Here is a 20,004-nt window from a genome sequence, read left to right on the forward strand (position 1 = left end):
CAGTCGGTGCCATGCGAACCGACTCTTCTCCCGGCACCCTGCCGGCGCGGGAGCACCTCCCGGCCGCAGACGCCGGAACGCCTGTCCTGGACGTAGTGATCCCCGTCTACAACGAGGAGAAGGACCTCCAGCCGTGCGTCCGCAGACTGCACGAGCACCTCACGCGCACCTTCCCGTACGCGTTCCGCGTCACGATCGCGGACAACGCGTCCACGGACACCACCCCGCTGGTGGCGGCACGGCTGGAGGCGGAGATCCCGGAGGTCCGCAGCGTCCGTCTGGAGCAGAAGGGGCGGGGGCGGGCGCTGCGGACCGTGTGGTCGGCGTCGGACGCCCCGGTCCTCGCCTACATGGACGTCGACCTGTCCACCGACCTCAACGCCCTGCTGCCGCTGGTGGCGCCGCTGATCTCCGGCCACTCCGACCTGGCGATCGGCTCCCGGCTCGCCCGCACCTCCCGGGTCGTGCGCGGCCCCAAGCGGGAGTTCATCAGCCGGGCCTACAACCTGATCCTGCGCGGCTCGCTCCAGGCCCGCTTCTCGGACGCGCAGTGCGGGTTCAAGGCGATCCGGCGCGATGTGGCGCAGGTGCTGCTGCCCCTGGTGGAGGACACCGGGTGGTTCTTCGACACGGAGATGCTGGTGCTCGCCGAGCGGGCCGGGCTCAGGATCCACGAGGTGCCGGTGGACTGGGTCGACGACCCCGACTCCACCGTGCACATCGTGAAGACCGCCACCGACGACCTGAAGGGCGTGTGGCGGGTCGGCAGGGCGCTGACCACCGGTTCGCTGCCGCTGGACCGGCTGACCCGGCCCTTCGGTGACGACCCGCGCGACCGCGAACTCACCGACGTGCCCCGGGGACTCGCCCGCCAGCTGGTCGGCTTCTGCGTGGTCGGCGTCCTGTCGACCCTCTTCTACCTGCTGCTGTACAGCCTCTTCCGGCAGTTCTGCGGCTCGCAGCTCGCCAACGCGCTCGCCCTGCTGGTCTCTGCCGTGGCCAACACGGCCGCCAACCGCCGGCTCACCTTCGGGGTGCGCGGCCGGGGCGGCGCGGTACGGCACCAGGCGCAGGGCCTGGTCGTGTTCGGCATCGGTCTCGTGCTGACCAGCGGTTCGCTCGCCGCCCTGAACACGGCCACGCACAGCCCGGCGCACTCCACCGAGCTCGCGGTGCTCGTCGCGGCCAACCTGGCGGCCACCGTGCTGCGGTTCCTGCTCTTCCGTGCCTGGGTCTTCCCGGAGCGGAGGGAGTCCCTGTCGGCCCCGGTGGCCACCGCGCACACACCGTCCGCCCCGGCCCACCGCGCGCCGGCTCCGTACGCCCCGGCCGACCGCGCCACGGCTCCGTACGCACCGCTCCCGCAGCGGCCGGTCGCGGCGCCGCAGCCGTACCGGACCACTCAGTTCCGCGCCGACGAGGCCGCGGACGGCAACTGGAGCGGCGTCACCGACACGACCACGCGGTCGCAGCCGGTACGCCCTCATGACACCGACCCGGGGGATGCCCGATGACCACGCACTACGACCCGCCGACGACCGAGCACGGCGCCGCGGCCGACTGGGGTCCGCCACCGACCGCGCCCCCGCCGGGCCCCCGGGCCGGTGAGCCGAGGCAGCCGTTCGTACGGAGACTGTGGCGCGGCCGGCCCGAGGACCCCCGCTGGGTCCGCCCGGCCCTCCTCGGGCTGCTCGCCACCACCCTCGTGCTGTACCTGTACGACCTCAGCGCCTCCGGCTACGCCAACTCCTTCTACTCCGCGGCCGTCCAGGCGGGCAGCAGGTCCTGGAAGGCGTTCTTCTTCGGCTCGCTGGACGCGGGCAACGCGATCACCGTCGACAAGCCGCCGGCCTCGCTGTGGCCGATGGAGCTGTCGGTCAGGGTCTTCGGCCTGAACTCATGGGCGATCCTGGCGCCCGAGGTGCTGATGGGCGTGGCGACGGTCGCCGTCGTGTACGCGGCCGTGCGCCGCCGGTTCAGCCCGGTGGCCGGCCTGGTCGCGGGCGCGGTGCTGGCGCTCACGCCGGTCGCGGCGCTGATGTTCCGGTTCAACAACCCGGACGCGATGCTGGCCCTGCTGATGTCGGTGGCCTGCTACCTCGTCGTCCGGGGCCTGGAGGACGGCCGTACGAAGTGGCTGGTGTGGGCCGGGGTCGCGATCGGCTTCGCGTTCCTCGCCAAGACGCTCCAGGCGTTCCTGATCCTGCCGGCGCTGGCGGTCGTGTACGCGGTCTGCGCGCCGGTGTCCTTGCGGAAGCGGTTCGGGCAGCTCGCCGCGGCGACACTCGCGCTGGTCGTCTCGGGTGGCTGGTGGGTCGCGGTCGTCGAGCTGTGGCCGGCGTCGTCCCGCCCGTACATCGGCGGCTCGCAGAACAACAGCTTCCTGGAGCTGACCTTCGGCTACAACGGGCTCGGCCGTCTCAACGGCGAGGAGACCGGCAGCGTGGGCGGCGGCGGTGGCGGCGCGGGCGGCTCCGGCATGTGGGGCGAGACCGGCTGGGACCGGATGTTCAACTCCGAGATCGGCGGCCAGATCTCCTGGCTGCTGCCCGCCGCGCTGATCCTGCTCGTCGCCGGCCTGGTGGCCACCCGCAAGGCCCGCAGGACGTCCGTCACCCGTGCCTCGTTCCTGGTCTGGGGCGGCTCGCTGCTGATGACCACGGTGGTCTTCAGCTACATGGCGGGCATCTTCCACCAGTACTACACCGTGGCGCTCGCCCCCTACCTGGCCGCCGTCGTCGGGATGGGCGCCGGGCTGCTGTGGGAACGGCGGCGGGAGCCGTGGGCGTCGATCGCGCTCGCCGCGTCCGTGGTCGCGGCGGCGGCCTGGGGGTACGTCCTGCTCAACCGCACCCCCGACTATCTGCCCTGGTTGAAGTGGCTGGTCCTGATCGGCGGGCTGACCGCGGCGCTCGGCCTGGTCTTCGCCGGCCGGATCTCCCGGCAACTGGCCCTCGGCGCGGCGGCGGTGGGTCTCGTGGCCGCGTTGGCCGGGCCCACGGCGTACACCCTGAGCACGCTCCAGGAAGGGCACACCGGTTCGATCGTCACGGCCGGTCCGGCGGGCGCGAGCGTGATGGGCGGCCGGGGCGGGGGTCCCGGTGGCGGTCTGCGGGGCGGCTTCGGCGGCGGGATGCCGGGCGGCCAGGGGCAGCGGAACCAGCAAGGTCAGCAGGGCGACGGCTTCCCGGGCGGCGGTGGCTTCGGCGGGGGCGCCCCGACGCAGCCGGGCCGGCAGGGCCAGCAGGGTCAACAAGGCCAGCGGAACGGCAACGGCTTCGGCTTCCCCGGCGGCGGCCGGACGGGCGAGGGCGGCCGGGGCGGCGCCGGGGGTGTCGGCGGTCTGCTGAACGGCGCGAGCGTGTCGTCCGAGGCCAAGAAGCTGCTGGAGAAGGACGCCTCGCGGTACACCTGGGTCGCCGCGTCCATCGGCTCGCAGAACGCGGCCGGCTACCAGCTCGCCACCGGCGACCCGGTGATGGCGATCGGCGGCTTCAACGGCACCGACCCGTCCCCGACGCTCGCCCAGTTCAGGAAGTACGTCGAGGAGGGGAGGATCCACTACTTCATCGCCGGCGGTGGCATGGGCGGCGGCAACAGTGGCACCGCCTCGCAGATCAGCTCGTGGATCCAGAGCACCTTCAAGAAGGTGACGGTGGGATCGGCCACGTTCTACGACCTCACGCAGAAGGCGGGTGACTGAGGCGGCCGGCTGACCGGGAAACGCGTTGTACACCGTATAGCGTCAGCTATACGGTGTACGGCATGTCCACCCCCCAAGGCCATCCCCAACGCTGGCTGATCCTCGGCGTCATCTGTCTCGCGCAGCTCACCGTGCTGCTCGACAACACGGTCCTGAACGTGGCCATCCCCTCCCTCACCCGGGAACTCCACGCGGAGACCTCCGACATCCAGTGGATGATCAACGCGTACTCCCTGGTGCAGTCCGGCCTGCTGCTCACCGCGGGAAGCGCCGCCGACCGCTACGGCCGCAAGAAGATGCTGATCGCCGGGCTCGCCCTGTTCGGCCTCGGTTCGCTCGTGGCCGGACTCGCCGGCAGCACCGGTCAGCTCATCGCCGCGCGGGCCGGGATGGGCATCGGCGGCGCGCTGCTGGTGACCACCACGCTGGCCGTGGCGATGCAGATCTTCGCCCCAGAGGAGCAGCCGAAGGCGATCGGCATCTGGAGCGCCGTCAACGCGCTGGGCTTCGCCGGCGGCCCGCTGATCGGCGGCTTCGTGCTCGACCACTTCTGGTGGGGCGCGATCTTCCTGATCAACATCCCGGTCGCCGCGCTCGGCCTGGCCGCGGTGGTGGTGCTCGTACCGGAGTCGAAGAACCCACGGGGTGACCGCCCGGACCTGCCGGGCGCGGTGCTGTCCACCATCGGCATGGCCTCGCTGGTGTACGCGATCATCTCCGGGCCGGAGCACGGCTGGACCTCGGCGCGCGTGCTCGGCACGGCGGCCGTGGCGGTGCTCGTGCTGAGCGCCTTCGCCTGGTGGGAGAGCAGGACCGACGAACCGATGCTCGACCTCCACTTCTTCCGGGACCCGCGGTTCACGGGTGCGGTCGCCGGGGCCGTGCTCATCGTGTTCGGGATGGGCGGCGCGCTGTTCCTGCTGACCCAGCACCTCCAGTTCGTGCTCGGGTACGAGCCGCTGGAGGCCGGCCTGCGGACCGCTCCGCTGGCGCTGACCGTGGTGGCGCTCAACTTCACCGGGCTGTCGGCGAAGTGGTCGGCACGGCTGGGCACGCCGGCGTCGATCGCGCTGGGGATGGTGTGCATGGCCGGGGGCCTGGTGTCGATCGCGGAGGTGGACTCCGGGGGGTACGCGGGGACGCTGCTCGGGCTGTTGCTGATCGGCGCGGGGTGCGCGGTGGCGAATCCGGCGATGGCACACGCCATCATGAGCGCGATCCCCCCGGAGAAGGCGGGGGTGGGGGCCGGGATCAACGGCACCCTCGCCGAATTCGGGAACGGGCTCGGGGTGGCCGTACTGGGCGCGGTGCTCAGCTCTTCGGTCGCGTCGGGGGAGTCCTTGTCCGCCGGGCTGGGCGCCGGTCAGCTGGTGGGGGCCGTGGCCGTGCTGGTCGGTGGGTTCGTGGCAGCGGGGCTGTTGCGGCGGGCGGAACGGGTGTCCGCCTAGTGGCCCGGGCCGGTGGGTAGTCGTGCCCCTTAGGTTGGAACCGTGAGCGGAATCGAGGAAGGGCCGCCGGTGACGAAGCAGGCAGGTCGGTCGGCGCGGGACAGCGTGTGGCTGGAGGGCAGGGTCCGGCGCGGTGGGCGCAGTGGGCAGCCGTCCGGGCTGGACCGGGAGCGGATCACCGCGGCGTCCGTGCGGCTGCTGGACGCCGAGGGCCTCGCCAGATTCTCCATGCGGCGGCTGGCGGCCGAGCTGAACGTCACCGCGATGTCCCTGTACTGGTACGTCGACACCAAGGACGACCTGCTCGAACTCGCCCTGGACGCCACCTACGCCGAACTGCGGCTGCCCGACCCGGAGAGCGCGGACGAGGACTGGCGGGAGCAGTTGCGCGCGCTGGCCACCGCGTACCGGGCGCTGTTGGTCCGCCACCCCTGGCTGTCCCCGCTGGCCGGCCGTTTCCTCAACATCGGCCCGAACTCCCTGGCGTTCTCCCGGGTGGTCCAGCGGGTCGTCCGCCGGGCCGGGCTGCCCTCGCACGGGGTGACCGGGGCGATCTCGGCGGTCTTCCAGTTCGTGTACGGCTTCGGCACGATCGAGGGTCACTTCCTGACCCGGATAGCGGACACGGGGCTGAGCCCCGACGAGTACTTCGAGCAGGCCATGTCCATGGTGGACGAGGTCCCCGGTACCGCCGACGTGATGCAGGAGTCCAAGGACCTCATGGCGGCGCGCGGCGGCGACACGGTCGCCGAGATGCTGGACCGCGACTTCACCTTCGCCCTGGACCTGCTGGTCGCGGGCATAGAGGCGATGGTCACCCGCGGCTGACCGGCCCAACGGGGCCCCACCGTCCCGGACTGGCGATTACCCGGACACCAGCCGACCTGGACGCGAGCCGTGCGGGGAAGCCGCCGGTCGCTACGGGGCCCTACCGTTCGGGGGTCACGCGGGTGATGGACTTGCCCTGCTTGACCATTGCCTGGCGGGCCCCTTTCGTCTGCGGCCCTCGCACTGCTGCGCAGGCTTCGGAGCGCTGCGCCGGACTCCGTCCGCCGGGTCCGGCGAGGCCGGGGTGGCGATCACTCGGACACGAGCCGTGCGGGGAAGCCGCCGGTCGCTACGGGGCCCCACCGTTCGGGGGTTACGCGGATGATGGACTTGCCCTGCTTGACCATCGCCTGGCGGTACTCGTCCCAGTCGGGGTGTTCGCCGGCGATGTTGCGGTAGTACTCGACCAGCGGCTCCACCGAGTCGGGCGTGTCGATGACCTCGGCCGTGCCGTCGATCTGGACCCAGGGGCCGTTCCAGTCGTCGCTGAGGACGACCAGGGCGACCCGGGGGTCCCGCTTGGCGTTGCGGGTCTTGGCCCGCTCGGGGTAGGTCGAGACGACGATCCGGCCGGAGTCGTCGACGCCGCAGGTCAGCGGGGACGCCTGGGGGGAGCCGTCGGACCGGCGCGTGATCAGCAGGGCGCGGTGCCGGGGGCGTACGAAGTCCAGCAGCTCGTCCAGCGATACACGGGTGTTGGTAGCGATGTTCGGTGCCATGGGGGCAGCCTAGGGGCAGCGGGTGCCCCGGTGGCTGACCCCGCTGTGCCTATGTCCAAGGCCCGTGCCTACGCCTGGGGCAGGGAGTCCCCCTGGACCGCCTGGATGTCCAGCTCCACCTTCAGCGTCGTGCCGATGGCGGCGATGCCCGCCTGGAGGACCTGGTTGTAGTTCATCGCGAAGTCCTCGCGGTGCAGTTCGGTGGTGGCCCGGAACGCGGCGCGGGTGCCGCCCCACGGGTCGGCGCCGGTGCCCAGGTAGGCCAGGTCCAGGTCGACGGGTCGTACGACCCCGTGCAGGGACAGCTCGCCGTGCACGGTCCAGCGGTCGGAGCCGGCCTGCGTCAGTCCCGTGGAGCGGTAGGTGATCTCGGGGTGGTTCTCGACGTCGAGGAAGTCCGCGGAGCGCAGGTGCGTGTCGCGCATGCCGTTGCCGGTGTCGATGGACGCGGCCCTGATCACCGCCTCCACGCGGGACTTGGTGACGTCGTCGGGCGCGATCTCGATCGTGCCGCCGAACTCCGTGAACCGGCCGTGCACGCTGGAGATGCCCAGGTGCTGGGCGACCGCGCCGACGGAGGAGTGGGCCGGGTCGATGGTCCAGGGGCCGGGCGGCGGCAGCTCGGTGCCGCCCTGCCGGGCCAGTGTGACCGTGCCGACCTCGGCCCGGCCGCTCGCGGTGACGATCGCGCTGGACGCGGCGGGCGCGTAGCCGACGGCGGTCACGATCACGGTGTACGCCCCCGGCGCCAGCTCGGTGGTGTCCCGTACGGCCCCCTCGGTGTCCGCCTCGGCCCGCAGCACCTGCGTGCCGGTCATGTCGGTCACCGTGACGACCGCGTGCGACACGGCCCACCCGTCCCGCGTACGGATCTTCGCGGTCAGTCCCATCCCGTTTCTCCCTGAAAAAAGCTCAAAAATGGTCGTATGAGACCGGCCCGTGGCGGGCGCGCCCTCCGCTCAAGGCGCGCGCCGCCACGGGCCGGGGTCGAACTACTCGCCGGGGTGGGCGAGTTCGATGTCGTGGCCGTCGACTCCGGTGCCGGAGACGGTCAGGGCCGTCGCCACCGGCGGGTAACCCGTGGCGATGACGGTGTACTCGCCGCTGTCCAGGTCGGTGAAGGCGTACGCCCCGTCCGTGCCGGTGGTGGCGGTGCCGACCACGTTGCCGGCCTGGTCGACCAGGGTCACCCGGGCGTCGGCCAGCGGGCCGTGCGGGGCCCGGACGACACCCTGGAGCCGGGCGCCGGCGTCCAGGTCGACCTCGATCCGGGTGACCCCGGTGGCGCCGACCTCGACCGGCAGGGCGCGCGGCCGGAACCCGCTCGCGTTGACCGCGACGGTCACGGTGCCGGGCACCAGGTCGGTGAGGGCGAAGTCGCCCTGCTCCCCGGTGGCGGCGGTGGCCAGCAGGTCACCGCGCACATCGGTGACGATCACCATCGCGTCCTTGACCGGCAGCGCGCTGCCCGCGGCCCGGACCACACCGGTCAGCCCGCTGGTGCCGCTGAGCAGGATGTCGTACGACAGCGGTTCCTCGCCCACCACGACGGTGGAGGCCTGCGGCTGGTAGCCGTCGGCGGAGGCGATCAGGACGTAGCTGCCGGTGCCCGGGGCGTCGAGCCCGTAGGAGCCGTCGGCCTGGGCGACCGCGCGGCCCAGCTGGCGGCCGGACAGCGAGATCAGGGTGACCGCGGCCTGCGGGACCGGGGCGCTCTCGGCGCCGCGGACGAAGCCGTGCACCGGCGTGCCGCCGGAACCGCCGGGCTCGGCGACCGTGGCGACGGCCGCCATCGGCCGGGTGGCGGTGGCCGTGCCGTCGGGGCCGGCCTCGGTGGAGGCGGCGACCGCGGCCGGGACCGGTGCGGCGGCCGGGACCTGGGCCTCGGCGACGGCCGGCGCGGCGGCCGGGTCGGTCACGGGGGACTCGGCGGCCTGGGCGAGCGCGCCCTTGGTCTTCAGCGGGACCTCCTTGATGAACAGCGTGATCAGGAAGGCGACGGCGGCGAGGCAGCCGGCGATCAGGAAGACGTCGGCGATGCCGTGGCCGTAGGCGCTCTCCAGCAGCGTCCGGATGGGCTTCGGGAGCGCGTTCATGTCCGGGATGCTGTCGGTCGAACCGGAGCCGCCGGCCAGGGCCTTCTGGTACTTCGGGCTCAGGTCGGCGACGCCGTCCTGGACGTAGTGGGTGATCCGGCGGGACATCACGGCACCCAGCGCGGAGACGCCGACCGCACCGCCGAGGGAGCGGAAGAAGGTGACCGTGGAGCTGGCCGAGCCGAGGTCGGAGGGGGAGACCTGGTTCTGCGTGGCGAGGACCAGGTTCTGCATCATCATGCCGATGCCGAGACCCAGCAGCGCCATGAAGATGGCCATCTTCCAGTAGTCGGTGTCGTACCGGATGCCGCCGAGCAGCAGCAGGCCGGCCGTGACCAGCACGCCACCGCTGACCAGCCACGCCTTCCAGCGGCCGGTGCGGGTGATGAACTGACCCGAGACGGTCGAGGAGACGAACAGGCCGCCGATCATCGGGATGGTCAGGACGCCCGACATGGTCGGGGACTTGTCGCGGGCCAGCTGGAAGTACTGGCTGAAGAAGACGGTGCCGGAGAACATCGCGATACCGACGAACAGCGAGGCGAGCGACGCCAGCGTGATCGTGCGGTTCCTGAACAGGCGCAGCGGGATGATCGGCTCGCTCGCCCTGGACTCGACGAGCACGAACAGCGCGCCGAGGACGATCGAACCGCCGACCATCGCGTAGGTCTGCCAGGACAGCCAGTCGTACTTGTCGCCGGCGAAGGTGACCCAGACCAGCAGCAGGGAGACGGCGGCGGAGATGAGGGTCGCGCCGCCCCAGTCGACCTTGACCTCCCGCTTGACGACGGGCAGGTGCAGGGTCTTCTGGAGGACGATCAGCGCGAGGATGGCGAAGGGGACGCCGACGTAGAAACACCAGCGCCAGCCCAGCCAGGAGGTGTCGGTGATGACACCGCCGAGCAGCGGGCCGCCGACGGTGGCGACGGCGAAGGTGGCACCCAGGTAGCCGGAGTACCGGCCGCGCTCACGCGGGGAGATCATCGCCGCCATGACGATCTGCGCCAGGGCGGACAGACCGCCGACGCCGATGCCCTGGAACACCCGGAAGGTGATGAGCATGCCGGGGTTCTGCGACAGACCGGCCGCCATCGAGGCGACCACGTAGATGATCAGGGCTATCTGGACGAGAGCCTTCTTGCTGTACAGGTCGGCGAGCTTGCCCCACAGGGGAGTGGCCGCGGTCATCGACAGCAGGGCGGCGGTGACCACCCAGGTGTAGGCGGACTGGCCGCCGCCGAGGTCCCCGATGATGTGCGGCAGGGCGTTGGAGACGATCGTGGACGACAGGATCGCCACGAACATGCCGAGCAGCAGCCCGGACAGTGCCTCCATGATCTGCCGGTGGGTCATCGGGGCGTCGCCGTGGGAGCCTCCCCCGTGCTTGGCGTGAGCCCGCACACCGGCTGGTGTGGTCGTTGCCATGGGCTTCCTTTTCTTACGTGCTTGCGGGTGTACGGGTGGTCTTTTCGTCTACGGGGGCGGGGAGCCGCAGCGGGGCGGACCGGCAGTCGCCGAAGGACGCGCGCAGACGCGTCATCAGGCGGATCAGCTCGTCGACGTCCTCGTCGGTCCAGTCCGCCAGCCGCTCGGCCAGCAGGTGCGTGGTCCGCCGGGACAGGTCGTCGAGCTGGTGCAGGCCCGCGGGCGTCAGGCGCAGGATGCGCGAGCGCTTGTCCGCGGGGTCGGGGTGCCGCTCGATCCAGCCGCGTGCGGCGACGTGCGCGACATGCCGGCTGGTGACCGACATGTCCACGGAGAGCAACTCCGCGAGCTTGCTCATGCGCATGTCGCCGTGGCGGCCGAGCAGGGTCAGCACGGCGGCCGAACCGGCCGGGCAGTCGGGCGGCAGGATCCGCCCCATGTCCCGTTTCACGGCTCCGACGGCACTGAGCTGACGCGCCAGCTCTTCGAACTGCGCCTGCTCGGCCATCACACCTCCCGTATTCGTTGCTTGGGGCAACCATAAGACTGCTTGGTTGCTGAAGGCAAACAACCACGGGATCGACGGCGCAAAAACTTGGCAAAGGCAAGTATTGCGACCGTAAATATGCAGGTGACTGCGGGTGGCGTGCCCCCGTCTGTCCCGGTGGCCCCGCACTTGGGTCGGTCACCGGGATTCGCTAGGGTCTCGGGCCATGGCTAACACCCAGGGCCCCCAGGGCAATTACGACCCCGCAGGCAGCACCCAGATGTTCCGCGCGTTCGTCGACGAGGCTCCCCAGGGGCCCCAGCAGCAGGCGGCCTCCTCCGGCCCCAGGGTCGGTCTGATCATCGGCGTGATCGTGGCGCTCGTGGTGGTGGCCGGCGTCGCCTGGCTGGCCGTCAGGTAGGACACACGCGGCTCGGAGAGGTGGCGGGCTCGGCGAGGCCGCCGGCGGAGTCGTACGACCCCCCGGGCCGCCGCGGGGCCGCGAAGTGCCGGTGCTGTCCTCGCCGGGCGGCGCCGGCGCCGGCGGGGCGGAGCGCGGACCGCCGGACGGGATCGATCCCCGCGTACGCGCGGCGGAGCCGGTCGCGTGCGGGGCGCCTCCGGGTGCACCGCGGCCCTTGCCCCGTCGAGCGGCACGAGTATCACCGAGCCGGACGGCGGTACGGCCGTCGGGCCGCCCGGCCCCGCGCCGACCGCGGTGCGGCCGCCGCCCGGACCACCGCCCGTGCACGCGACGGCCACCCCGCCCGGACAGACGACGACCGCCGACGCTGCCGTCACGGCGCCTCGGCGGCCACACGTTCATGTCGTCGTACGAAGCATCCCGGTACAAAGCATCCCGGTACAAAGCATCCCGGTACGAAGCATCCGGTCACGGTGACTGACGCTTCGTCGGACGGGAAGCGGACGGGAAGCGTCAGTCCGAGATCAGGCCCTCCCGCAACTGCGCCAGCGTCCGGGTCAGCAGACGGGAGACGTGCATCTGGGAGATGCCGACCTCCTCGCCGATCTGCGACTGGGTCATGTTGGCGAAGAAGCGCAGCATGATGATCCGGCGCTCCCGGGGCGGGAGCTTGGCCAGCAGCGGCTTGAGGGACTCCCGGTACTCCACGCCCTCCAGGGCGGTGTCCTCGTAGCCGAGCCGGTCGGCGAGCGAGCCCTCCCCGCCGTCGTCCTCGGGGGCCGGGGAGTCGAGGGAGGAGGCGGTGTAGGCGTTGCCGACCGCGAGGCCGTCGACCACGTCCTCCTCGGAGACACCGAGCACGGCGGCCAGCTCGGTCACCGTGGGGGAGCGGTCCAGCTTCTGGGACAGCTCGTCGCTGGCCTTGGTGAGGGCCAGGCGCAGCTCCTGGAGCCGGCGCGGGACGCGCACCGACCAGGAGGTGTCGCGGAAGAACCGCTTGATCTCGCCCACGACGGTCGGCATCGCGAACGTCGGGAACTCCACGCCCCGTTCGCAGTCGAACCGGTCGATCGCCTTGATCAGGCCGATGGTGCCGACCTGGACGATGTCCTCCATCGGTTCGTTGCGCGAGCGGAACCGCGCCGCCGCGTAGCGGACCAGCGGCAGGTTCAGCTCGATCAATGTGTCCCGGACGTACGCCCGCTCGGGGCTGTCCTCGCCCAGCGCGGCCAGGCGCAGGAACAGCGAGCGGGACAGGGTGCGGGTGTCGATGGTGGCCGGGACCTGCGCGGCCGGGACAGCTTCGGCGGCCGGGCCGGCGGCCGGGGACGGCACGGCTTCGAGGGCCGTGACACCCTCGAAGCCGTCGAGGACGTCGAGAGCGTCGAGCTCCTTGGGCGCTGCCTCGCTCATCGTGGGCGTCAGCACCTTCGAGCTGCCCTGGTCTGCGGACATGCCACCCCCTTTGGGTCGCGGGACGGTCGCGGCGGCGCCGTCTCTTTCGAGCAACGCAGCCTTCACCTGAATACCGGAGCCGGAGCCACGGCAAACGCGCTTCCCGCAGAATGTCACATGTCGGCAACGCGCTGTACCGACATGTCGACATGTGAGATCCGAATCGGCCCTGCAAACAAGGGGTCTGACGGCTTTTCGGGTCCGAACTGTCGGCAACAGCCCTGGTGAGCGATTCGCCCGCGCCGGTTAACGCTCGATCGGGTTTGCGATGCAGTGGTGTTCGGGGCGTGCTTCCGTGCGCCCGCTATGCATCAGGCGCCACGGCGTCTGCTGCGGCTATGCGTCGATCCGATTTGCGGAACGCAGCCGCTGGAAGCTACGGGCGAGGAGCCGTGAGACATGCATCTGGGAGACGCCGAGTTCCGCGCTGATCTGTGACTGGGTGAGATTGCTGTAGTAGCGCAGGAGAAGGATGCGCTGTTCTCTCTCGGGGAGCTGGACGAGGAGATGGCGGACCAGGTCGCGGTGTTCCACGCCGTCCAGGGCCGGGTCCTCGTAGCCGATCCGGTCGAGCAGTCCGGGCAGTCCGTCGCCCTCCTGGGCGGCCTCCAGCGAGGTGGCGTGGTACGAGCGTCCCGCCTCGATGCAGCTGAGCACCTCGTCCTCGCTGATCCGGAGCCGGTCGGCGATCTCGGCGGTGGACGGCGAGCGGCCGTAGAGCGTGGTCAGGTCCTCGGTGGCGCTGTTGACCTGCACCCACAGCTCGTGCAGCCGGCGCGGGACGTGGACCGTGCGGACGTTGTCCCGGAAGTACCGCTTGATCTCGCCGACCACGGTGGGCATCGCGAAGGTCGGGAACTGCACGCCCCGGTCGGGGTCGAAGCGGTCGATGGCGTTGATCAGTCCGATGGTGCCGACCTGGACGACGTCCTCCATGGGCTCGTTGCGGGAGCGGAAGCGGGCGGCGGCGTAGCGTACGAGCGGGAGGTTCGCCTCGATCAGCGCTCCGCGCACCCGGTTGTGCTCCGGCGTGCCGGGGGTGAGGTCCTTCAGTTCGGCGAACAGCACCTGGGTCAGGGCCCGGGTGTCCGCGCCGCGGCGCTTCTCGGGGGCCGGCGGGGTCGGAGTGGACGCCTCTTCGTGGGGCGGCGCAGTACTGGCCGACACGGTCAACGCCACCTCTTCATCGGTCAATCATCCGTCAAAAGCGGTCATAGCATCACAAGACATGTGCACCGTGTGCAAGCACCCGATAACCCCGTGTTGTGGTTCAAACTCCCACGAGTTGGGTACGCATCGCCGGAAAAGGTCTCGCAGCGACCACGAAAAACCCCTCGCCGCAGCGGCGAGGGGTGCTGGCGGGCGGGGGGCTCAGAACGCGTAGTCGGCGATCACCCAGGTGGCGAACTCCCGCCACAGCGCGACGCCCGCCTGGTGGGCCGGGTGCTCCAGATAGCGCTTGAGGGCGTCGGCGTCCTCGACGGCCGAGTTGATCGCGAAGTCGTAGGCGATCGGCCGGTCGCTGATGTTCCAGGCGCACTCCCAGAACCGCAGCTCCTCGATCCGGCCGCCGAGGGCCCGGAAGGCCTCCACACCCGCCACGACCCGCGGATCGTCGCGCTCGACGCCCTCGTTGAGCCTGAAGAGGACCAGGTGGCGGATCATGGGGTGTACCTCAGCTCTTTCCTCCGTGGGCGACCCAGGTCATGAAGTCGCCGATGGCCTTCGCGGCGTCCGATATGCCCTCGAAGCCTATCTGCACGTAGTCGGCCGCCTTGGCCGGATCCGTGATGATCACGTACAGCGCGAAGACCACGAGCACGTACACGGCGATCTTCTTGGCGTTCACCGCCATCGCGGCCTCCCCTGTACCAGCGCCCTCGGGCCCCTGCTGCCCGCCGGCCGCGAGTGTAACGTTCTGGCCTTCGCCTGCGGCCAACAGCGCGCCGTCGCACGCGCGTTGTGCCCGGAACGCGAGAAAGACCCCGCCGGTCGACGGGGCCCTTCTGTGAGCGGTAGCGGAGGGATTTGAACCCTCGGTGACTTGCGCCACACTCGCTTTCGAGGCGAGCTCCTTCGGCCGCTCGGACACGCTACCGAGGGAGACCCTACAGCACGGGAGGCCGTGGTTCGAAATCGGTATCGGGCGGCGGCTCAGCGGGCACGGAAGAACTCGGTGAGGAGCCGGGCGCACTCCGCCGCGAGCACACCCTCGATGACCTCCGGCCGGTGGTTGAGCCGGCGGTCGCGCACCACGTCCCACAGGGAACCGGCCGCACCCGCCTTCTCGTCGCGGGCGCCGTAGACCACCCGGTCCACCCGGGACTGGACGAGCGCGCCCGCGCACATCGTGCACGGCTCCAGCGTGACGACGAGCGTGCAGCCGGTCAGCCGCCACTCCCCGAGCCGGGCCGCCGCCCGCCGGATCGCGAGGATCTCGGCGTGGGCCGTGGGATCACCGGTGGCCTCACGCTCGTTGTGCCCCGCACCGAGCACCGTCGTACCGTCCGGGGACAGCACGACGGCGCCGACCGGGACGTCCCCGCCCCGGGCGGCCAGCCCGGCCTCGTCCAGAGCGAGCCGCATCGCGGCCCGCCAGGGGTCCCGCACCGGGTCCGGCGTGCCCTGCGCCCGCTGTGGCGTGGTCAGCGGACGGTCTCCAGCACCTCCGAGGCACCCAGCGCCTCGGCGATCGTGTTCAGCGCGTCGTCGGCGTCCAGCGCGCGCAGCTCCTTCTCGCTGATGCCCAGGTCGTCCAGGATCTCGCTGTCGCCCACCGGGCTGTGCGGCACCGCGTCGGTGGCGGCACCCTCCTCCTCGTCGTCCTCGGACTCGCCGTCCTCGGTGCCGTCGAGGTCCAGGGAGTCCAGGTCCGGACCGTCGTCCGCGCCGGGCTCCCGGCCGAGCAGCTCGTCGGTGAGCAGCAGCTCCCCGTACGCGCTGCGCTGGGCGGCGGCGGCGTCCGAGACGTAGATGCGAGGGTCGTCCTCGCCGTCCACGCGGACGACACCGAACCAGGCGTCCTCCTGCTCGATCAGGACGAGCACCGTGTCCTCGTCGGGAGAGGCTTCCCGGGCCAGGTCGGCCAGATCCGACAGGGTCTCCACATCGTCGAGCTCTGTGTCGCTCGCTTCCCACCCGTCTTCGGTGCGCGCGAGCAGTGCGGCGAAGTACACCGTGACTCTCCCACTGGTCATAGGCGTGCCGGTTGGGGGTCCCCCCGGCGGAGGTACTTGGGCGGAGAGAGCTGGGCTCCGAGCCCCACCCACTCGGAATCGTGGCAGAAACAAGGCCTCCAGGGGACGTCTTCGGCTCCCTGTGTCTGGCTGTTTCGATCGTGGATCCGTGATCGGCTCACCAGCGCGCTCATTGCCGCCACCTGCGGATCGTACGCGGCTTTTCCCGGCGCTCACGCACGCCCACCTCCCGACACCGGCGCGAGCGTGGCTCCTCCGTCACGCGAACGGGCCCTGGGACTACCAGCGGAACGTCCGCATACGCATCGCGTGGCGCAACCGTGCGGCCTTGGCGCGCCGGGGCTGGACGCGGGCGCGCAGCGCACGGGCCTCGGCGAGTTCGCGCAGGAACTGCGCGCGGCGGCGCCGGCGTTCGCTCTCGCTCTCGGGCTTGTCGGAATCGGTCCGCGCGGACCGCGCAGCGGGGCCGGCCGTGTCGCCGGTGGGCCCGGAGGCGTCCGCGGGCAGGTCAGGCAGGTCAGACACGTCACACCACCCCAGTCCGTCCTTCCCACTTTCCCCCGGATGGCCGGTTTGACGCCAGCGCGAGGGCGGACCGGGGCGCAGGTACCGTTAGGGGCATGCGTCTCCATGTCGTCGACCACCCCCTGGTCGCCCACAAGCTCACCACGCTGCGCGACCAGCGCACCGACTCCGCGACCTTCCGGCGGCTCGCCGACGAACTGGTCACCCTGCTCGCCTACGAGGCCACGCGGGACGTGCGCACCGAGGCCGTCGACATCCAGACGCCGGTCGCGCGGACCACGGGCGTGAAGCTCGCCCGCCCCCGTCCGCTGGTGGTGCCGATCCTGCGGGCCGGTCTCGGCATGCTGGACGGCATGGTCCGGCTGCTGCCGACCGCCGAGGTGGGCTTCCTGGGCATGATCCGCAACGAGGAGACGCTCCAGGCGTCCACGTACGCCTCGCGCATGCCGGAGGACCTCTCGGGCCGCCAGGTGTACGTCCTCGACCCGATGCTGGCCACGGGCGGCACGCTGGTCGCGGCGATCCAGGAACTGATCAAGCGCGGCGCCGACGACGTCACGGCGGTGGTCCTGCTGGCCGCCCCCGAGGGTGTCGAGGTCATGGAGCGGGAGCTGGCGGGGACGCCGGTCACCGTGGTCACGGCGGCCGTCGACGACCACCTCAACGAGCTCGGGTACATCGTGCCGGGGCTGGGGGACGCGGGGGACCGCCTCTACGGGGCCGCCGAGTAATTCTGCGCGCCCAGGGGGGATGCCGCCTGGGCGCCGTCCGCGGGTACGGGTGCGTCGTGGCCGGTCGCGCAGTTCCCCGCGCCCCTTCCGGGGCGCTCCTCAGCAGCCCTTCTTCGGGGAAGCCGTCGGCTTCGGCTCGGTCAGGGTCGTCAGCGCCTGCTCGGCGGCCGCCGGCTTCGACAGCCCCTTGAAGGCGTCGCCGATGACGAGGTCGAGGTCGGCTCCCTTGCGGCTGTCGGCGCGCAGTTGCGCACCGTCGAGCTGGGTGCCGAGGACGCGCAGTGAGGTGTCCTGCGCGGCGGCGGAGCCGAGGAGTATCCCGGTGCCCTTGACCTTCTTGTCGTACTGCTTCGACGCGTTGCCCACAGCGCCGATCTTGAAGCCGCGTTTCTTCAGCTCGTCCGCGGTGGTCTTGGCGAGCCCCGTGCGCTTGGTCGCGTTGTAGACGTTCACGGTGATCTGGCCGGGCCTGGGCAGGGCATGGCCCTGGGCCGCGGGGGCCGCGGCGGTCTTGGTCCGGCAGTCCGTCGTGGAAGGGCTCGCCGTGTACTTGTCGCCGCCGCCGGTGAAGACGTCGATGAGCTGGAGCGTGCCCCAGCCGATCAGGCCGAGGGCGGCGACGGACGCCACCACGACGGCCACGAGCCTGCCGCGCCGCCGGGGCGGACGCATCCGAGGGTATTTGTCCCCCGTGATGCGGTACTGGCCGCCCATGCCGGGGGGAGTCAGCATGCTCATGGGCGCAGCGTAGTGCGCCCGAGCGGCGATGCCTATCAGATGATCAGTCGATGCCGCTCGATGCCGCTCAGCGGAACCCGAAAGGGCCAACGGCCGTGTCGCGCCGGGTCAGTCGAGTTCGAGCACGCGCGCGTGCAGCACCTGGCGCTGCTGGAGGGCGGCGCGGACCGCGCGGTGCAGACCGTCCTCCAGGTAGAGGTCGCCCTGCCACTTCACGACGTGCGCGAAGAGGTCGCCGTAGAACGTCGAGTCCTCCGCCAGCAGGGTCTCCAGATCGAGCTGCTGCTTGGTGGTGACGAGCTGATCGAGGCGGACCGGGCGCGGCGCGACGTCCGCCCACTGCCGGGTGCTCTCCCGGCCGTGGTCGGGGTACGGCCGGCCGTTTCCGATGCGCTTGAAGATCACACGGAAAGCCTACCGGCCAAGACGTTCCGGGCGCAGCCATGGCGACGGAGTGCGAGGCTTGAAAAGATGGATCAAATCGGGCATATAGGTAACTACGGGGACAGGGGTCGGAGATGAGTGACAGCGAGACCGTGCCGCCCGCCGGCCCGCAGGGGACGCCCGCACTGCCCGCGGAGGCCCGGAAGATCACCTCCGGTTACGCCTTCACCGGCCCCGCGCTCGATCTCGGCGCCCTCCTGTGGGACGGGGCGTGTCGCGCCGACGCGCCGGTCCGCATCCCGCTGCCCGTGCTCAACCGGCACGGGCTGGTCGCGGGCGCCACCGGCACCGGCAAGACCAAGACCCTCCAGCTGATCGCGGAGCAGCTGTCGGCGCAGGGCGTGCCCGTGTTCCTCGCGGACATCAAGGGCGACCTGTCCGGCATCGCGCGGCCGGGGCAGCCGAACGAGCGGGTGCGCAAGCGGTCCGCCGACGTGGGCCAGGAGTGGACCCCGGCCGGCTTCCCGGCGGAGTTCTTCGCGCTCGGCGGCCTCGGCCACGGCATCCCCGTACGGGCCACCGTCACCAGCTTCGGCCCCGTGCTGCTGGCGAAGGTGCTCCGGCTGAACCAGACCCAGGAACAGTCCCTCGGCCTGATCTTCCACTACGCCGACACCAAGGGCCTGGAGCTGATCGACCTCAAGGACCTGCGCGCGGTCGTCGCCTTCCTCACCTCCGACGAGGGCAAGGCCGAACTCAGGGACATCGGCGGCCTGTCCAGCGCCACGGCCGGGGTGATCCTGCGCTCCCTCACGGCCTTCGAGGCGCAGGGCATGACGGACTTCTTCGGCGAGCCGGAGTTCGGCACGGCGGACTTCCTGCGCACGGCGGAGGACGGGCGGGGCGTCGTCTCGGTCCTGGAACTCGCGGCGGTGCAGGACAAACCGCTGCTCTTCTCGACGTTCCTGATGTGGCTGCTCGCCGACCTCTTCCACGACCTGCCCGAGATCGGCGACGCCGACAAGCCCAAGCTGGTCTTCTTCTTCGACGAGGCGCACCTGCTGTTCGACGACGCGTCCAGGGCGTTCCTGGAGTCGATCACCCAGACGGTCCGCCTGATCCGCTCCAAGGGCGTCGGCGTCTTCTTCGTCACCCAGACTCCCAAGGACGTCCCCGGCGACGTCCTCGGCCAGCTCGGCAACCGGGTGCAGCACGCCCTGCGCGCCTTCACCCCCGACGACCACAAGGCCCTGCGGGCGACCGTGCAGACCTTCCCGAGATCGGCGTACGACCTGGAGGAACTGCTCACCGGGCTGGGCACCGGGGAGGCCGTGGTGACCGTGCTCGGCGAGACCGGCGCGCCGACCCCGGTCGCGGCCACCCGGCTGCGTGCCCCGCGGTCCCTGATGGGTCCGCTGGACCCCGCCGAACTGGACCGGGCGGTCCGTGACTCCCCGCTCCACGACCGTTATGCACAGGCTGTGGACCGCGAGTCGGCGTACGAGAGGCTGAGCGCCGCCCGGCCGGCGGAACAGCCGCCGAAGCCTGCTGCCGGGCACGCTCCCCGGGAGGAGCCGTCGCTGGTCGAACAGGTCGTCAGCAGCGGGGTGTTCAAGTCGCTGGCCCGTTCGGTCGGCACCCAGCTCGGCCGCGAGATCACCCGTTCCCTCTTCGGCACCGCCCGGCGGAGGCGGTAGCCCGCCCCCGCCGGCGCCGGGTCAACGGTCCCGTTCCTCGGGCGACCGCTGGGGTTCCGGTGTCCGCTGGTCCGGCCGGGGGGCCGTACCGCGCCGGGCCTCCGCGCGCAGCAGGGCGCGCAGGACGGCGTAGGGATCCTTGGGCAT

Annotated in this window: 21 protein-coding genes and 1 tRNA gene; 7 read left to right on the plus strand and 15 right to left on the minus strand. The window is 71.4% G+C overall.

Annotated elements, in window-relative coordinates; all coding sequences use genetic code 11:
* The first annotated feature begins 11 nt into the window (after positions 1 to 11).
* From ACH4LD_RS21860 to ACH4LD_RS21875, 4 genes are all read left to right on the plus strand, one after another.
* Positions 12 to 1,514 (plus strand): glycosyltransferase, encoded by a 1,503-nt coding sequence (locus tag ACH4LD_RS21860; protein WP_398054915.1) that lies wholly within the window; start codon positions 12 to 14, stop codon positions 1,512 to 1,514.
* Positions 1,511 to 3,703 carry an ArnT family glycosyltransferase gene (locus ACH4LD_RS21865; RefSeq protein ID WP_398054916.1) on the plus strand — a complete coding sequence of 731 codons (2,193 nt, stop codon included), beginning with the start codon at positions 1,511 to 1,513 and terminating at the stop codon, positions 3,701 to 3,703. The genes ACH4LD_RS21860 and ACH4LD_RS21865 overlap by 4 nt, the downstream gene beginning before the upstream one ends.
* A gap of 62 nt (positions 3,704 to 3,765) precedes the next feature.
* Positions 3,766 to 5,151: an MFS transporter gene (locus tag ACH4LD_RS21870; RefSeq protein WP_398054917.1), complete on the plus strand. Its 1,386-nt coding sequence runs from the start codon at positions 3,766 to 3,768 to the stop codon at positions 5,149 to 5,151.
* A 69-nt stretch (positions 5,152 to 5,220) separates the two neighbouring features.
* Positions 5,221 to 5,979: a TetR/AcrR family transcriptional regulator gene (locus ACH4LD_RS21875; protein WP_398054986.1), complete on the plus strand. Its 759-nt coding sequence runs from the start codon at positions 5,221 to 5,223 to the stop codon at positions 5,977 to 5,979.
* Between the two features lie 251 nt (positions 5,980 to 6,230).
* Here the strand turns inward: ACH4LD_RS21875 and ACH4LD_RS21880 are convergent, their stop codons facing one another.
* From ACH4LD_RS21880 to ACH4LD_RS21895, 4 genes are all read right to left on the minus strand, one after another.
* A complete protein-coding gene (locus tag ACH4LD_RS21880; RefSeq protein WP_132784959.1) occupies positions 6,231 to 6,698 on the minus strand; it encodes a PPOX class F420-dependent oxidoreductase in 468 nt (155 codons plus the stop codon).
* A 68-nt stretch (positions 6,699 to 6,766) separates the two neighbouring features.
* Positions 6,767 to 7,588, minus strand: a complete 822-nt coding sequence (locus ACH4LD_RS21885) for a YceI family protein (protein WP_103817762.1) — start codon at positions 7,586 to 7,588, stop codon at positions 6,767 to 6,769.
* Between the two features lie 102 nt (positions 7,589 to 7,690).
* Positions 7,691 to 10,219, minus strand: a complete 2,529-nt coding sequence (locus tag ACH4LD_RS21890) for an MFS transporter (protein ID WP_398054918.1) — start codon at positions 10,217 to 10,219, stop codon at positions 7,691 to 7,693.
* A gap of 13 nt (positions 10,220 to 10,232) precedes the next feature.
* Positions 10,233 to 10,727 carry a MarR family winged helix-turn-helix transcriptional regulator gene (locus ACH4LD_RS21895; RefSeq protein WP_398054919.1) on the minus strand — a complete coding sequence of 165 codons (495 nt, stop codon included), beginning with the start codon at positions 10,725 to 10,727 and terminating at the stop codon, positions 10,233 to 10,235.
* A gap of 205 nt (positions 10,728 to 10,932) precedes the next feature.
* Here ACH4LD_RS21895 and ACH4LD_RS21900 point away from each other — a divergent pair, with 205 nt between their 5' ends.
* Positions 10,933 to 11,127 (plus strand): hypothetical protein, encoded by a 195-nt coding sequence (locus tag ACH4LD_RS21900; protein WP_103817759.1) that lies wholly within the window; start codon positions 10,933 to 10,935, stop codon positions 11,125 to 11,127.
* A gap of 516 nt (positions 11,128 to 11,643) precedes the next feature.
* Here the strand turns inward: ACH4LD_RS21900 and ACH4LD_RS21905 are convergent.
* The 8 genes from ACH4LD_RS21905 to ACH4LD_RS21940 all read right to left on the minus strand — a co-directional run bounded on the left by ACH4LD_RS21905 (position 11,644) and on the right by ACH4LD_RS21940 (position 16,307).
* Positions 11,644 to 12,585 carry an RNA polymerase sigma factor SigF gene (locus ACH4LD_RS21905; RefSeq protein WP_398054920.1) on the minus strand — a complete coding sequence of 314 codons (942 nt, stop codon included), beginning with the start codon at positions 12,583 to 12,585 and terminating at the stop codon, positions 11,644 to 11,646.
* Between the two features lie 336 nt (positions 12,586 to 12,921).
* Positions 12,922 to 13,758, minus strand: a complete 837-nt coding sequence (locus tag ACH4LD_RS21910) for an RNA polymerase sigma factor SigF (protein ID WP_258056210.1) — start codon at positions 13,756 to 13,758, stop codon at positions 12,922 to 12,924.
* 198 nt (positions 13,759 to 13,956) lie between these two features.
* Positions 13,957 to 14,250 carry a Dabb family protein gene (locus tag ACH4LD_RS21915; protein WP_398054921.1) on the minus strand — a complete coding sequence of 98 codons (294 nt, stop codon included), beginning with the start codon at positions 14,248 to 14,250 and terminating at the stop codon, positions 13,957 to 13,959.
* Between the two features lie 10 nt (positions 14,251 to 14,260).
* On the minus strand, positions 14,261 to 14,440 hold the full coding sequence (locus tag ACH4LD_RS21920) for a hypothetical protein (RefSeq protein ID WP_103817756.1): 180 nt from the start codon (positions 14,438 to 14,440) through the stop codon (positions 14,261 to 14,263).
* 158 nt (positions 14,441 to 14,598) lie between these two features.
* A tRNA-Ser gene (locus ACH4LD_RS21925) sits at positions 14,599 to 14,683 on the minus strand.
* A gap of 56 nt (positions 14,684 to 14,739) precedes the next feature.
* Complete coding sequence (gene tadA / locus ACH4LD_RS21930) at positions 14,740 to 15,171, minus strand: tRNA adenosine(34) deaminase TadA (protein WP_398054987.1); 432 nt, start codon at positions 15,169 to 15,171, stop codon at positions 14,740 to 14,742.
* A 59-nt stretch (positions 15,172 to 15,230) separates the two neighbouring features.
* On the minus strand, positions 15,231 to 15,761 hold the full coding sequence (locus ACH4LD_RS21935) for a hypothetical protein (protein ID WP_132785103.1): 531 nt from the start codon (positions 15,759 to 15,761) through the stop codon (positions 15,231 to 15,233).
* A 300-nt stretch (positions 15,762 to 16,061) separates the two neighbouring features.
* Positions 16,062 to 16,307, minus strand: coding sequence for a hypothetical protein (locus ACH4LD_RS21940; protein WP_103817753.1), 246 nt, complete (start codon positions 16,305 to 16,307; stop codon positions 16,062 to 16,064).
* 95 nt (positions 16,308 to 16,402) lie between these two features.
* Here ACH4LD_RS21940 and upp point away from each other — a divergent pair, with 95 nt between their 5' ends.
* Positions 16,403 to 17,038 (plus strand): uracil phosphoribosyltransferase, encoded by a 636-nt coding sequence (upp, locus tag ACH4LD_RS21945; RefSeq protein WP_103817752.1) that lies wholly within the window; start codon positions 16,403 to 16,405, stop codon positions 17,036 to 17,038.
* 99 nt (positions 17,039 to 17,137) lie between these two features.
* Here upp and ACH4LD_RS21950 read toward each other — a convergent pair whose 3' ends face one another.
* Positions 17,138 to 17,776, minus strand: coding sequence for a LytR C-terminal domain-containing protein (locus tag ACH4LD_RS21950; protein ID WP_398054922.1), 639 nt, complete (start codon positions 17,774 to 17,776; stop codon positions 17,138 to 17,140).
* 108 nt (positions 17,777 to 17,884) lie between these two features.
* Positions 17,885 to 18,181, minus strand: coding sequence for a type II toxin-antitoxin system VapB family antitoxin (locus ACH4LD_RS21955; RefSeq protein ID WP_004943146.1), 297 nt, complete (start codon positions 18,179 to 18,181; stop codon positions 17,885 to 17,887).
* Positions 18,182 to 18,294: 113 nt separating this feature from the next.
* Between ACH4LD_RS21955 and ACH4LD_RS21960 the strand changes: the two genes are divergently transcribed.
* Positions 18,295 to 19,857, plus strand: a complete 1,563-nt coding sequence (locus ACH4LD_RS21960; RefSeq protein WP_132784966.1) for a helicase HerA-like domain-containing protein — start codon at positions 18,295 to 18,297, stop codon at positions 19,855 to 19,857.
* Positions 19,858 to 19,878: 21 nt separating this feature from the next.
* Here the strand turns inward: ACH4LD_RS21960 and ACH4LD_RS21965 are convergent, their stop codons facing one another.
* Positions 19,879 to 20,004, minus strand: coding sequence for a hypothetical protein (locus ACH4LD_RS21965; protein ID WP_014673632.1), 126 nt, complete (start codon positions 20,002 to 20,004; stop codon positions 19,879 to 19,881).

It is taken from the genome of Streptomyces sp. NPDC017676, from assembly GCF_044329325.1.
Classification (GTDB): Bacteria; Actinomycetota; Actinomycetes; order Streptomycetales; family Streptomycetaceae; genus Streptomyces.

What these genes read in the sequence shown, in the direction of transcription:
- ACH4LD_RS21890 (WP_398054918.1), bottom strand. Translation starts at nt 10,219, where the DNA reads ATGGCAACGACCACACCAGCCGGTGTGCGGGCTCACGCCAAGCACGGG.
- ACH4LD_RS21920 (WP_103817756.1), bottom strand. Translation starts at nt 14,440, where the DNA reads ATGGCGGTGAACGCCAAGAAGATCGCCGTGTACGTGCTCGTGGTCTTC.
- ACH4LD_RS21885 (WP_103817762.1), bottom strand. Translation starts at nt 7,588, where the DNA reads ATGGGACTGACCGCGAAGATCCGTACGCGGGACGGGTGGGCCGTGTCG.
- ACH4LD_RS21860 (WP_398054915.1), top strand. Translation starts at nt 12, where the DNA reads ATGCGAACCGACTCTTCTCCCGGCACCCTGCCGGCGCGGGAGCACCTC.
- ACH4LD_RS21965 (WP_014673632.1), bottom strand. Translation starts at nt 20,004, where the DNA reads ATGCCCAAGGATCCCTACGCCGTCCTGCGCGCCCTGCTGCGCGCGGAG.
- ACH4LD_RS21880 (WP_132784959.1), bottom strand. Translation starts at nt 6,698, where the DNA reads ATGGCACCGAACATCGCTACCAACACCCGTGTATCGCTGGACGAGCTG.
- ACH4LD_RS21960 (WP_132784966.1), top strand. Translation starts at nt 18,295, where the DNA reads ATGAGTGACAGCGAGACCGTGCCGCCCGCCGGCCCGCAGGGGACGCCC.
- tadA (WP_398054987.1), bottom strand. Translation starts at nt 15,171, where the DNA reads ATGCGGCTCGCTCTGGACGAGGCCGGGCTGGCCGCCCGGGGCGGGGAC.
- ACH4LD_RS21870 (WP_398054917.1), top strand. Translation starts at nt 3,766, where the DNA reads ATGTCCACCCCCCAAGGCCATCCCCAACGCTGGCTGATCCTCGGCGTC.
- upp (WP_103817752.1), top strand. Translation starts at nt 16,403, where the DNA reads ATGCGTCTCCATGTCGTCGACCACCCCCTGGTCGCCCACAAGCTCACC.
- ACH4LD_RS21865 (WP_398054916.1), top strand. Translation starts at nt 1,511, where the DNA reads ATGACCACGCACTACGACCCGCCGACGACCGAGCACGGCGCCGCGGCC.
- ACH4LD_RS21915 (WP_398054921.1), bottom strand. Translation starts at nt 14,250, where the DNA reads ATGATCCGCCACCTGGTCCTCTTCAGGCTCAACGAGGGCGTCGAGCGC.
- ACH4LD_RS21895 (WP_398054919.1), bottom strand. Translation starts at nt 10,727, where the DNA reads ATGGCCGAGCAGGCGCAGTTCGAAGAGCTGGCGCGTCAGCTCAGTGCC.
- ACH4LD_RS21900 (WP_103817759.1), top strand. Translation starts at nt 10,933, where the DNA reads ATGGCTAACACCCAGGGCCCCCAGGGCAATTACGACCCCGCAGGCAGC.
- ACH4LD_RS21950 (WP_398054922.1), bottom strand. Translation starts at nt 17,776, where the DNA reads ATGAGCATGCTGACTCCCCCCGGCATGGGCGGCCAGTACCGCATCACG.
- ACH4LD_RS21905 (WP_398054920.1), bottom strand. Translation starts at nt 12,585, where the DNA reads ATGTCCGCAGACCAGGGCAGCTCGAAGGTGCTGACGCCCACGATGAGC.